We start from the raw sequence: 12,830 nt of genomic DNA on the forward strand, positions 1-12,830 counted from the left end.
AAATCACATCGTGCTGAATATATTACCGGATGAGTTGATATGAATCTTATATGGCATGACTGGGGTATTGATGATCTCAACCTCTATTCGTTACATGACATTCTGTTGCTGCGTAATCAGGTGTTTGTGGTCGAGCAACACTGTCCATATCAGGATATCGACGGCAGAGATTTAACGGTCGGTAACCGTCATGTAACGGCCTACCAAAACGGTAAATTGGTGGCCTATGCCCGCATACTGGCTCCTCATTCAGACCATGATGCAGTGAAAATCGGCAGAGTAATTGTCGCATCACCGGCAAGAGGGGAACATGTTGGACATCAATTGATGGAGCACGTTTTGATAGTCAGCGCCCGTCACTGGCCAAAGAAGCCGCTGTTTCTCTCCGCACAGGTCCATTTACAGCGCTTTTACAGTCAGTTCGGTTTTATGACCACTGGCGACGTCTATGATGAAGACGGTATTCCCCATATTGATATGCGAACGACGCTTTAACGATCTGTCTGGTCTCTTTGATGTGATGTTATTACCGCATCTTAGCGAAAAAATAACCCCCGGCGTGTGGGTGCCGAGGGTTAATAGCGGGATATCAGCAATGACGCAATTAGCTGGCTGAATGGGAAATCTTACTGCCCAGTTTCTCCACATCCTGACCAAAACCGCGAGTGGTATTACAGCCGCTTAACGTTGTGGTCATCAACAGCACTACCGCCAGTAATTTCATTATTTTCATAATTGTTACCTGTTATCTCGGTTTGAATTCTGTGCCCACTTTGTCATATTTCAGCAAGGAAATTCAATATGGTGTGGTGAGCTACTCAAGGTACTCGTGTGTTTCAGCTATTTCCGATAAACCAAGGATACCGCTTGATATCACTGAGGTTATCGTCATTCATCGTCCAGAAACAGTTCCAGCAATGAATTAAGAAACAGTTTTCCATGTTCGGTAATCTGCCAGTGGCTGTCTGTTTCGATCACATATCCCTGTGTGATCGCCGCCTCGATCTGTGGCCGGATGGCATTTTCAGTTAACCCGGTATAGGCAATGAAATCCGCACGTGGCGCAGGTTCCAGCAGACGAAAACGGTTCATGAAAAACTCAAACGGGCGCTCTTTGGCAACAACGTCATTCGTCTGGTGCAGGTAATTCCCTTGCATATAGCCGCGTGGATGCCGAGTTTTAACGGTACGCATAATCCGCCCATCCCTAAATGTTAGTTTGCCATGCGCGCCGCAGCCAATACCCAAATAATCGCCGAAACGCCAGTAGTTGAGGTTATGTTGGCACTGGTAGCCCGGTTTGGCATAGGCGGAGGTTTCGTACTGTTGATAGCCTGCATGACTCAGTAACCGGTGACCACGTTCGAAAATCTCCCACAAGGCGTCATCGTCCGGCAAGGCGGGAGGGCGTGAGCCAAACAGCGTGTTGGGTTCGATTGTGAGCTGATACCACGACAGATGCGGTGGATTAAGTGCTATCGCCTGGTGTAGATCGTCCAGTGCGTCTTCCAGCGATTGATCCGGCAAGCCGTGCATCAGATCAAGATTGAAACTGCGTAAACCAAGCCCTGATGCTAATTGTGCCGCACGTTTGGCCTCTTGTGGGCCGTGAATGCGCCCTAGCCGGGCCAGTTTCTCCGCACTGAAACTCTGCACACCGATGGAAATGCGATTAATGCCCGCACGCTGGTAGCCACTGAAGCGTTCGGCTTCCACTGTTCCGGGATTGGCCTCCATGGTGACTTCGGCGTTTTCCTCCAGTGGTAAGCGTGCCCGTACTCCGTCCAGCAAATGTTGCATGGCGTCGGCGCTGAGTAGACTGGGGGTGCCGCCGCCAATAAAAATGGAATGCAGAGACCGACCGCCGGCAAGCGGTAAATCGGCATCCAGATCCGCAAGCAGATGTTTCACATATTCCTGATGTGGTACATCACCTTTCAACGCGTGAGAATTGAAGTCGCAGTACGGGCACTTCTGTACACACCAGGGAATATGAATGTACAAGCTGAGTGGCGGTAGCTTAAGCATGGTGCAATGCGTCCAGCAGCAGGCGTAATGCCTGTCCACGGTGCGAATGGAGGTTCTTTTCGGCGCGGCTCAGTTCGGCGGAAGTTTTTCCCAATTCAGGGATATAAAAGATCGGATCGTAACCGAATCCGCCTTCTCCAGCAGCAGCATGAGTGATGATGCCGGGCCAGCGTCCATGACACACCAGTGGTGTTGGATCTTCCGCGTGACGTAAATAGACCAGTACACAGTGAAAACTGGCAGATCGCTGTTCATCTGGCACGTCTTTCAACGCGATTAACAGTTTCTCCAGATTTTGCCGGTCACTGGCTGCATCTCCGGCATAGCGGGCAGAGTAGATACCCGGTGCGCCACCCAATGCGTCAACTGCCAGACCAGAATCATCGGCAATGGCGGGTAAACCAGTGATTTTTGCGGCATGGCGTGCCTTCAGAATCGCGTTCTCAATGAAGGTCAGTCCGGTTTCTTCGGCAGAATCGACACCCAGTTCGGTTTGCGCCACGATATCCAGACCAAAATCTGTCAGTAGACTGGCGAGTTCACGCACCTTACCGGTATTACCCGTAGCCAAAACCACTTTTTGCATGTGTTATTCCTGCGATGTTATTGAATGAGTTCCGCGACAGTCGCCGGGATAGTTTGCGGATTAACAATTTTAATCTGCTTATGACGCCCAAGTTCACCTTTTTCGATCGTTACCAACCCTTTGGCGACGCGAAACTGCTTGGCGAGAAATTTGATCAGATGCGCATTGGCCTGGCCGTCAACCGGCGGGGCGGTAATGGCGACTTTCAGTTCGTCGCCATGCAAACCGACAATGAGGTCGCGGCTGGCTTTCGGCTGGATGTACAGTTGAATTACCAGCCCATTGTCGCAGCGAGTAACGGCACTCACAGCAGGAACCACAGCCCCGGGAACAGATCCATGCCCAGATAATTCAGCATGTACAGGATCAGGATAACCACCATGGCTGAGAAATCCAGCCCGCCCATCACCGGCAGAATACGGCGGATCGGCGACATCATCGGTTCCGTCAGTTGATACAGCAGATAGTCCACCGGGCTACGGCCCTGACTTACCCAGCTCATCAGTGAACGAATGATGATCATCCAGAACACCAAATATCCCGCTGATTTCAGCAGTGACAGCAGACCAACCAGCAGATTCACCGGGCTCAACGAAAATGCCCCTACCTGAATCAGTAACAGTAGCGGATATTTCAGGGTCGTCAGCAGGAAAGCCACCAGTAGCGATGAACTGTCAATCGGGCCCAGTGACGGAATAATACGGCGTAGTGGTCCCACTATCGGTTGGGTCAGCTTCACCACGAGCTGAGAGAGCGGGTTATAAAAATCGCTGCGAGACCACTGCATCCAGATACGTAGCAGCAGTACCATTACATAGAGGTCAACCAACGTTTTGACCAGAAAAGTCAAGGTAAGCATAGAGGCAATAATTCCTTAATTAACAGGGATAATTCCGATGAAATTACCGTCATTAAAACAGCTTTTCCATTTCTTTTGCACGAATTACCGCTGCCTGCATGGCATCGGCAACCGTTTGTGTTAACTGCCGTTCATTAAATACCCGTAAGGCCTCAGCCGTCGTGCCGCCTTTGGAGGTGATATTCTCACGCAGGGTAGCCAGAGACGTTCCAGGGTTGGCTTCGACCAGCGCCGCTGCGCCGCAAGCTGACTGCTGCACGAGCAGACGCGCGGTATCCGGATCGAACCCTTGACGTATCGCCTCTTCCTGCATGGCTTCCATCAACAGGAAAAAATAGGCTGGAGCACTGCCCGCCGCTGCAATAATACCGTTAATCTGGGTTTCTTCCTCCACCCAACACACTTTACCAACACTGCTCATCAGGCTGGTGGTAAACGTCCGATCGGCATCGCTGACCGTTGTCGGGGCGTAAAGGCCGCTCATGCCTTTCCCCACCAGTGATGGCGTATTGGGCATAATCCGCACGATATTCAATTTTTCATCCAGTATGGACTGAAAACGGGCGACACTGATGCCTGCCGCAATCGACAATACCAGCTTGTGACTGAAATCCACCTGTTGTGATAGTGGTTTGCATACGGTTGCCATCAGTTGCGGTTTTACCGCCAGCACGACGACCTCGGCCTGCTGTGCGCAACTGATATTATCATCGCTGCTGATGACGCCATAGCGTGCCGCCAGCGCATCGCGGTGTAGGGTCGAAGGCGCGCATACGCTGATATATTGCGCGGGATACCCGCTATCAACCAAACCGGCAATAATGGCCTGTGCCATATTCCCCGCCCCAATGAACGCTATTTTACGGTACTTCATACAGATTCTCTTTTTTTTAATGGTTAAACGGCTGGTGACGAATAATCACGCGCGCCAAAAATAGCGGTGCCGATCCGAACCAGCGTACTGCCTGCTTCAATTGCCGCAGCCATATCATCTGTCATTCCCATGGATAGCGTGTCGATATGGGGATAGTTGGTCTTGAGCTGTTGAAAAAGTACCGACATCTGCTGGAATACGGCCAACTGGTGCTGGTGATCGGTTTCCGGTGCCGGAATAGCCATCAAACCACGCAGACACATATGGGGTAAAACCGCAACTTTAGCGGCCAGTTCAGGCAGTTCGTCGACCATAATGCCGGATTTGCTCTGTTCATGGCTGATATTAATCTGTAACAGAACATTGAGCGGCGGCAGTGAAGCCGGGCGCTGTTCGCTCAACCGTTGGGCGATACGCAGGCGGTCAATGGTGTGGCACCAGTCAAAGTTCTCCGCGACCAGACGACTTTTATTCGACTGCAACGGACCGATAAAGTGCCATTCCAGTTGTGTCTGTGGCTGGTGTTCCCGGAAGTAATGGATTTTATTAACCCCTTCCTGAACGTAGTTTTCACCAAACGCACGTTGCCCGGCAAGGATGGCTTCTGCGATGGCCGTCACAGGTTTGGTTTTGCTGACGGCAAGCAACGTCACTTCTTCTGGTACCCGCGCGCAATGTTCAACTGCCGCTGAGATTCGCAGCCTGACGTCCTGTAGATTCTGCTGGATAGTGCTCATAGTGAGGTTCGTACTCATAGTGATTCAGGAGGCTTATCTATGGATGTGCATGAATGGGTGAGGTGTAGTGTAAAACAGAATGCCTCTGATCTGCACCTGTGTAGCGGACATCCGCCGGTACAGCGTATTGATGGTGTGCTGAGAATGGACAATAGCGTGCCGAACTTGAGATCAGATCAACTGGAATGTTGGTGTGAACGCTGGCTGGAACCCGTTTATCAGCAGCAGTTACAACAGTGCGGGCAGGTTGATTGCGCACTCACCTTGCCTGAGGGGCAGCGTTTGCGGGTGAATCTGTTTATGCAACGGCACGGCCTTTCCATCGCACTGCGGTTGATTCCTGCCTCCCATCCTTCGCTTTCCGCGCTGAAAACGCCACCGATTGTCGCGGAGTTGGCTGAGCGTCCAGATGGACTGGTTCTGGTGACTGGCGCCACCGGCAGTGGCAAGTCCACCACATTGGCGGCGATGATCGATGCGCTGAACCAGCGGTGCTCACGGCATATCATCACACTGGAAGATCCCATCGAGTTTCTTCATACCAGCCAGCGATGTCTGATTCAGCAGCGTGAAATAGGCCGGCACAGTGAGTCATTTAACGCGGCATTGCGGGCAGCACTGCGAGAAGACCCAGATGTGCTGTTACTGGGGGAATTACGGGATGCCGAGACTATCCGGCTGGCATTGACGGCCGCAGAGACCGGACATCTGGTGCTGGCCACGCTACACACCCGTAGCGCTGTGCAGGCGGTAGAACGATTGGTGGATGTGTTTCCCGCCGATGAAAAAGCGTTTGTGCGCACTCAACTGGCAGCGAGTTTACAAGCGGTGGTAGCACAAAAACTGATGCCGGGAGTCGGAGGCGGGCGCATTGCGCTGTTTGAAATACTGATGGTAACGCCTGCCGTTAGTAATCTGATCCGGGAAGGCAAAACCCATCAACTCCCCAGTTTGTTGCAAACCGGTGGGCAATTGGGCATGCAAACCTTTGAGCAAAGCTATCAGCAGCGTTGCCGGGAAGGCGAATTATAAATAACGATGATGAGTGTCAATTCAACACACGCTATGGCTATTTGTGCCTATCTTGTATCTTCCTTATTCACTATTGGAAACCGGTATCGTCCCATCGTATTGTCCGCTGCTTGCGGACATCTGATGATGACGCTACGGTAATATAAACATCATGCCTGCGATGTCAGAAGATGTTATTGACCATAACCGATTTGCTCCGGAATGCGCCGCATAATCACTTTACCGTGGCGGATGGAGAGCCGTGCTTTGGCTTGACGTCGTACCGCTTCGTAATCATTTTCCGCATCAAGAATCAGCAGATTTGCCGGACGTCCAACGACAATGCCATAACGTTCGCCCAGATGCATGGCAACGGCGCTGTTATCGGTTACGAAGTCCAGACAACGTTGTAAATCCTGATATCCCATCATATGGCAAATGTGCAACCCGGCATCCAGTATGCGCAGGATGTTTCCGTTGCCCAGCGGATACCAGGGATCTTTGATGGAGTCCTGCCCGAAACACACGTTCAGGCCCGCGCGGTCGAGTTCTGCCACTCGGGTGACGCCGCGTCGTTTGGGGAAGGTATCGAAACGTCCTTGCAGATGAATGCTTTCCGTCGGGCAAGAGATAAAGTTGATGTCTGATAAACGCAGTAGCCGAAACAGTTTGGAGCAGTAGGCATTGTCATAGGAACCCATCGCAACGGTATGGCTGGCGGTAACTCGTTGTCCCATACCGCGAACCCTGGCCTCCTCCGCTAATACTTCAAGAAAGCGGGATTGGGGGTCGTCGGTTTCGTCGCAGTGAACGTCAACCAGACAACCAGTGCGTTCGGCCAGATCCATCAGAAATTTTACCGAACTGACACCCTGTTCACGGGTATTTTCAAAATGTGGAATGCCACCGACGACATCGGCACCCATTTCAATCGCCTGCTCCATTAAGCGGCGACCATTGGCAAACGACTCAATGCCCTCTTGCGGAAACGCCACGATTTGCAGATCGATCAGGCCGCGGGCTTCTTCCTTTACCTCCAGCATGGCCCGCAAAGCGGCCAACGACGGATCAGTAACGTCCACGTGGGTACGTACATGCTGAATGCCGTGATCCCGCAGCATGCCGATCGTGGTATGCGCCCGCTGTTTGATATCATTGTGGGTCATGGTCGCCTTACGTTGGCTCCAACGCTCTATACCTTCAAACAGCGTACCGCTCATGTTCCATTCCGGTTCCCCGGCAGTTAATGTGGCGTCCAGGTGAATATGTGGCTCCACCAGTGGTGGAATGACCAACTGGCCGTTAGCATCAATGGCGTCGCTTTCCGGCGCTAGTCGTCCGGTTTGCGGTTCGATGGCAACAATCAGCCCGTTCTGTAACCGGAGGGTATGGAAACCCTGTTGATGTCGTAGGCTGGCGTTAATCAATTTCATAATAACTCCTGCTGTTGCGCATTGGACATGCGCCAGACCAGTAAGGCTACTGACGCATTTAAACGAAATTGTGGGTCATTGAGTGATTGCCCGGATCGCTGTTCGATACGCTGTAATCGCTGATGCAGCGTATTACGGTGGATAGCCAGCCGTTCCGCCGCTTTGATCAGATTACCGTTTTCCTGCAGAACGGCATCCAGTGTTTCAATTAGCAGCTCGGGATGTTTGCGGTTGCTTTCGAATAGCATGCCGAGCGTCTCTTTCACAAACTGAGTGACCAGCGCTGGTTCACTTACCGCCGTCAGTAGTTTGAGTACGCCAAGTTCATTGTAATCACACCAGCCTTTTTCCGGCCGCATGCTTTCAGCGACGTCGAGCGCCTGGCGTGCCTCCGTTAATCCCCGTCGATATTGATGAGCCGAAGCCACTACTGATGAAAGACCGCCTAACAGCATCAATGGCTGAATATCGGTGCCGAGAGTTTGCTGCACCTGCTGTAACCACGGTTTGTCTGGCTGAAACAGTACACTGTTACTGGGTAACAGCAGAATGTATAGATCTCCCAGCACAATTAACGGCAAAGCGTCCTCAACATCGGCCAGGTACTCTTCCAACCGCTGTTGTACTCGTTGGCGTATCAGTTGAAGTCTGCTTTCGGCAATAGCGGGTGTTTGGGTAGCAAACAGGGTCTGAATGCCGGAAAGCCGTAGTGAGATGACACGATGCGGGCGATCAAGCATCAGTTGCAAGTTATTAGCCCGCAGACTGGCTATATCAATACTGGGGTAGTCGCCGGTGAGCAACTGGACCAGAATATCGCGCTGTGAACGCAACAAGGTTTCCCGCTGTACCAAGGCAGTACCAATAAGTTGCGTCACGATCACCATCTTGAGCAGGTAAGGTTGCTCAATCAATGGAATGCCGAACTGATTTGCCAACATAATCACCGAATCGGGAATAGCGTGAATGAAGGGTTCGCCAGTGAGGATCACCATCCCGGCAATACCGCACTGGTATCCTTCACGCACCAACTGTTGCAGGTTCGCCTCGTCACGAGGATGGTTTATACCGGTCACGAATACCAGTTCCCCGCCCATAACCCACTCAGCAATTCCTTCGTTTTCTGCCACATAATACCAACGTACCGGCCGGTGAATTTTGCTTTGGCCGGCACGCAGCGTTAATTCCTCAAGTCCTGGTAGTACCATAATCTCACTGACGGACAAACTCATGCACTATTCTCCCTGCGTCGCCACAGAAGGTGTGGCGCGCCTGATGATCATCGTAAGGAGCAGATAGCTGGTTGCGGAGGCGGCAATGCCCACCAACGGCGCAATCCACGGTGAGAAATAAGCCAGCAGTGCGCCGATGGCGTAGGCACTCAACCCGGTTACATTAAAGCGTGGCAAGACTGTTTGCCGAATGGCGGGGTACTGTCCACGATAACGAAACCAGTAGTCAGCCATGATGACACCGCCGATCGGGGGAATGATTGACCCCAGTAGTACCAGGAAAGGGATCAGCATTTCATACATACCGCCAAGTGCCAGCAGAATGCCGACTCCCGCGCTGGTCAGCGTCAGTGTGCGGCGACGTTCGGTGCGTAGCAGATGGCAGGCCGCCGCGGAAACGTTGTAAATGGTCGGGCCCTGAATAGTCCACAGATTCAGGCACAGCATGATGACAGCAGCGATAGAAAGCCCTTGTAACATCATGACTGCCACGATATCCGCCTGTTGATAGACAATCGCGCAGTAGGCGCCAGAAATAATCATCAGGCCGTTGCCGCCGAGAAAGCTGATGATACTGGCGGTAACGGCAACCTTGCCACTGCGTGCCAGTCGGGTCCAGTTGGTGGCCTGCGTGGCACCACTGGCAAATGTGCCGAATACCATGGTAATGGCCACCGACCAGGTCATGGTTTTCGCCGGCATTTTACCTGTCAAACCTTGCCAGCCACCGGCGTCTCCCGTGGCGATCCACATCGATACCACCAGCATGATGAACATCAGTGGTACAGAGATGCGCGACAATATATCCAATCCTTTATAACCCACCAATGCCGTAATGGAAAAACCGAGTCCGAACAGCACCATCAGTGGTTGTGTGAATTCGGCTGGCAACGCCAGCAGTCTGACCAGCGTGATGGCGACTGTCGCGGTGCCCCAGGCATACCAACCCAATTCGGCAAAGCCCAGCAGAAAATCGGAAAGCTTGCTGCCTATTTCGCCAAAGCAGAATCGTCCCATCAGGACAGAGTTCAGCCCGCTGCGTGCGGCAATCAGTGCCAGTGACGCGGCATATAAAGCCAGTAGCAGGTTGCCGATGATGGCGATCCACAACATATCGACAAGCGGGAAAGCGACGCCCAGCTTCCCCCCAGCAAACATGGTGCCGGTAAAAAAGGTGAAGCTGAACAACACCATGGAAATGGATAATAGCCCTCGGCGGCCCTCTTTCGGGGCTTCGCTTAAGGGAAATTCGGTCTGTTCAGACATGATTTTTCCTCTGGTTCACTCTCTCTGACAGAGATGAAAGCAATAACAATCAGAGGGAATAGAGCAATAAGCGTGCCTATTTTTGTATGTACAGGAAGAGGGCAATCAGCACAATAATTATTGTGCAAAACGCATTGTTTAATGGTTTTTTTTTGCTAATTATTGCCCACTTTCTGTGCATTATGCTGAGCAATGCACTGAAAGTGGGCCGCAAAAAAAGAGAGACCGGTTGATATTTGTATATATCCCTCATCTTGAAGAACGATGAGGATAATCACTCCAATTCAATAATAGTCCTGATTTACATTTCCATACCGCCCTTTTACATAGGGCAGTTTCGTCATGAGTGGTAGTGATGTGTGTTGATCAATTGGCCTGACTCAGCAACGGTGTGTTCTCTTCAATGTGAAACATCCCCATCGCCTGGATCAGCTGACGTGATTGTTCTTCCAGTAACTGTGTCGTGGTGGCGGAGGCTTTTACCAACGAGGCGTTCTGTTGCGCGACCTTGTCGATTTGCGTAAACGCCACATTCACCTGTTCAATGCCGAGATGCTGTTCCTGCGAAGCATACGAAATTTCCTTCATCAGACTGGTAACACGGCTAATTTCCTGAGCGACATTATCCATGGTTTCACCCGCAGTTGATGCCAGATCCAACCCTTCCGACACGCGTGACTGGGAATCCATAATCAACGTTCGAATCTCTTTGGCCGCCTGGGCACTGTGCTGCGCCAGATTACGCACCTCGCCTGCTACCACCGCAAAGCCTTTACCCTGTTCGCCGGCACGGGCCGCTTCTACCGCCGCATTTAGCGCCAGAATATTGGTCTGGAACGCGATACCATCAATGACGCCCAGAATGTCACTGATACGTTTGGCGCTATTGGAGATTTCCTGCATTTTTTCGATCACATAACAGACCGATTCATTGCCGCGATCGGTCGTGTCAGAGGCTTTATTGGTCAACTGATGCGCCAGCTCGGCATTGTCGGCATTACGCTTCACAGTGGCACTCAGCTCTTCCAGGCTGGCTGCCGTTTGTTCCAGTGCGGCCACGGATTCCTCCGTGCGTTCAGCCAGATGGCTATTCCCGGCGAACAGCTCCCGGCTGCCATTATCGATCTGGACGCTGGCATCGCGCACTTGGCTAACCGAATCCAGCAACGCCATTTGCATACGATCAATCGCATCACTGAGCCGTCCCAGCTCATTGGTTCCTCCTTGTGAGATCCGGTGTGTCAGATCACCGGCAGCGACCAGCTCCAATTGTTCAATGGCGCGATCCAATGGTTTTAACAGCATGTGGCGCAGTGCGATCCAGGCAAGCAACACCATCACCACAGAGAGTGCGCAGGCAATGCCAATCAATAACAGCATGAGCTTTTCGTCATGTGCGGCTTCCTGAATCCGGGCATCGGAGAGCTGTTGGGCATAGGTGTGGAAATCCTGAATGGATTGTTCAAACGTATCACTCAGCGGCGTGAGGCTATTTTCCAGCAGGGTGTAATATTCATCGGTATACTGCTTTTTCAGCGCCTCGTACATGGGTTTCAGCCCTTGTGCAAGATAGGCCTGATAGCTTTTCAGCACTTTTTGTGCAAGCAATTGTTCCTGTTTGTTTTCGCTTTTTGCTTCGCTAAATTGCGTGATGACTTTCTCGGATTGCTGGATATAGTTCCCCAGTCGTTCGGTTTCTCTGGCGCCGACGTCCAGCAGGCCTATCTCGATTTTACGCACAGCCAGCGTGGCTGAAGCTCTTGATCGCAATGTCAGGTTATAGCCATCCATCAACCCGCCTAATTGCGTGCCTTGAATCTGGTTTAATGCGGTGAGAGATTCCCGGCTTTTGTTGATGGACTGGATGCCCATGCCGCTGACAATCAGCAGAAGAAGCGTGATGAGTAACAGTAATACCAATAAGCTGGCACGGATGGAGATATTTCTCAGACGCATGATGTCCCTTTCCTAAGGTGTACAGGTAATGAAGATAAAGAATAATTGACAGAACGTGGCAAGGTATCGCTGGGTGCTATGTTCTGTAAGAATAATACGTTCAGAACATAACAAAATAATTATCGTGTATGGAAAAACATTTCACTTATCTTTTACGACATTGCCGGCCTCGTTAACATGAATTCTGTTTTAAAAAGCAGAAGATGTTTCTAATTTGCATGAAATGATTAGCCCTGATGTTTACGGCTGGTTTATTATCTACCGATAAAAAATGAGCATGTGTTTCGAGAGTGTGTTTATGTGTGCCATTGCGTAATATCTGGTTCTTGTTAATAGTTTATGGTGAAAATCACCATGTACCCTCGACATACCAGCGATTGATACCCTGAGGTTCCAGAGGTTTATGTGCAGTTAACAAGCTTTACGGATTATGGTTTACGGGCGCTGATTTACATGGCGTCACTGCCAGAAGGGCGGATGACCAGCATTTCGGAAGTCACTGAAGTGTATGGCGTCTCACGTAACCATATGGTCAAAATCATCAATCAGTTAAGCCGAGCCGGATTGGTAACCGCGATACGAGGTAAAAACGGAGGCATACGGCTGGGCAAAGATCCTGCCACTATCCGCATCGGTGATGTGGTTCGTGAACTGGAGCCTTTGGCACTGGTTAACTGTAGCCATGAATTCTGCCATATCACTTCAGCCTGCCGGTTAAAGCAGGTGCTTCAACAGGCGGTGCAAAACTTTTTGGTGGAACTGGATAAATATACCCTCGCCGATATGGTTAAAGAGAACCCACCGCTCTACAAATTGCTTTTGGTTGAATAAATTTGTTCAGCCTCCTG

At 51.2% G+C, this 12,830-nt stretch carries 14 protein-coding genes; 3 read left to right on the forward strand and 11 right to left on the reverse strand.

Annotated elements, in window-relative coordinates:
- Window positions 1-39: 39 nt before the first annotated feature.
- Window positions 40-495: a GNAT family N-acetyltransferase gene (locus CWC46_RS06920; RefSeq protein ID WP_021017601.1), complete on the forward strand. Its 456-nt coding sequence runs from the start codon at window positions 40-42 to the stop codon at window positions 493-495.
- Window positions 496-604: 109 nt separating this feature from the next.
- On the opposite strand, the gene CWC46_RS06925 is transcribed toward CWC46_RS06920, so the two are convergent.
- From CWC46_RS06925 to CWC46_RS06955, 7 genes are all read right to left on the reverse strand, one after another.
- Entirely contained in the window at window positions 605-724 is a 120-nt protein-coding gene (locus CWC46_RS06925; RefSeq protein ID WP_416354395.1) for an entericidin A/B family lipoprotein, read from the reverse strand.
- A 164-nt stretch (window positions 725-888) separates the two neighbouring features.
- A complete protein-coding gene (hemW, locus tag CWC46_RS06930; protein WP_021017599.1) occupies window positions 889-2,028 on the reverse strand; it encodes a radical SAM family heme chaperone HemW in 1,140 nt (379 codons plus the stop codon).
- Window positions 2,021-2,614 (reverse strand): RdgB/HAM1 family non-canonical purine NTP pyrophosphatase, encoded by a 594-nt coding sequence (gene rdgB / locus CWC46_RS06935; RefSeq protein ID WP_021017598.1) that lies wholly within the window; start codon window positions 2,612-2,614, stop codon window positions 2,021-2,023. The genes hemW and rdgB overlap by 8 nt, the downstream gene beginning before the upstream one ends.
- Before the next feature lie 17 nt (window positions 2,615-2,631).
- On the reverse strand, window positions 2,632-2,922 hold the full coding sequence (yggU, locus tag CWC46_RS06940; protein WP_021017597.1) for a DUF167 family protein YggU: 291 nt from the start codon (window positions 2,920-2,922) through the stop codon (window positions 2,632-2,634).
- Window positions 2,919-3,473, reverse strand: a complete 555-nt coding sequence (locus tag CWC46_RS06945) for a YggT family protein (protein WP_021017596.1) — start codon at window positions 3,471-3,473, stop codon at window positions 2,919-2,921. Before CWC46_RS06945 ends, yggU begins: the two co-directional genes overlap by 4 nt.
- Window positions 3,474-3,525: 52 nt before the next feature.
- Window positions 3,526-4,347 carry a pyrroline-5-carboxylate reductase gene (proC, locus tag CWC46_RS06950; RefSeq protein WP_021017595.1) on the reverse strand — a complete coding sequence of 274 codons (822 nt, stop codon included), beginning with the start codon at window positions 4,345-4,347 and terminating at the stop codon, window positions 3,526-3,528.
- 23 nt (window positions 4,348-4,370) lie between these two features.
- Window positions 4,371-5,084: a YggS family pyridoxal phosphate-dependent enzyme gene (locus CWC46_RS06955; RefSeq protein ID WP_021017594.1), complete on the reverse strand. Its 714-nt coding sequence runs from the start codon at window positions 5,082-5,084 to the stop codon at window positions 4,371-4,373.
- 39 nt (window positions 5,085-5,123) lie between these two features.
- On the opposite strand from CWC46_RS06955, the gene CWC46_RS06960 reads away from it, so the two are divergent.
- Entirely contained in the window at window positions 5,124-6,116 is a 993-nt protein-coding gene (locus CWC46_RS06960; protein WP_021017593.1) for a type IV pilus twitching motility protein PilT, read from the forward strand.
- A gap of 173 nt (window positions 6,117-6,289) precedes the next feature.
- On the opposite strand, the gene codA is transcribed toward CWC46_RS06960, so the two are convergent.
- The 4 genes from codA to CWC46_RS06980 form a co-directional block, all read right to left on the reverse strand.
- Window positions 6,290-7,528, reverse strand: a complete 1,239-nt coding sequence (codA, locus tag CWC46_RS06965) for a cytosine deaminase (RefSeq protein ID WP_021017592.1) — start codon at window positions 7,526-7,528, stop codon at window positions 6,290-6,292.
- Complete coding sequence (locus CWC46_RS06970) at window positions 7,525-8,760, reverse strand: PucR family transcriptional regulator (RefSeq protein WP_021017591.1); 1,236 nt, start codon at window positions 8,758-8,760, stop codon at window positions 7,525-7,527. The genes codA and CWC46_RS06970 overlap by 4 nt, the downstream gene beginning before the upstream one ends.
- Before the next feature lie 3 nt (window positions 8,761-8,763).
- On the reverse strand, window positions 8,764-10,026 hold the full coding sequence (gene codB, locus CWC46_RS06975; protein WP_021017590.1) for a cytosine permease: 1,263 nt from the start codon (window positions 10,024-10,026) through the stop codon (window positions 8,764-8,766).
- Window positions 10,027-10,392: 366 nt separating this feature from the next.
- Window positions 10,393-11,982 carry a methyl-accepting chemotaxis protein gene (locus tag CWC46_RS06980; RefSeq protein WP_021017589.1) on the reverse strand — a complete coding sequence of 530 codons (1,590 nt, stop codon included), beginning with the start codon at window positions 11,980-11,982 and terminating at the stop codon, window positions 10,393-10,395.
- 405 nt (window positions 11,983-12,387) lie between these two features.
- Between CWC46_RS06980 and nsrR the strand changes: the two genes are divergently transcribed.
- Window positions 12,388-12,813, forward strand: a complete 426-nt coding sequence (nsrR, locus tag CWC46_RS06985) for a nitric oxide-sensing transcriptional repressor NsrR (protein WP_021017588.1) — start codon at window positions 12,388-12,390, stop codon at window positions 12,811-12,813.
- The last annotated feature ends 17 nt before the right edge of the window (window positions 12,814-12,830 follow it).

The sequence above is a fragment of the Prodigiosinella confusarubida genome (assembly GCF_002847015.1).
GTDB lineage: Bacteria > Pseudomonadota > Gammaproteobacteria > Enterobacterales > Enterobacteriaceae > Prodigiosinella > Prodigiosinella aquatilis.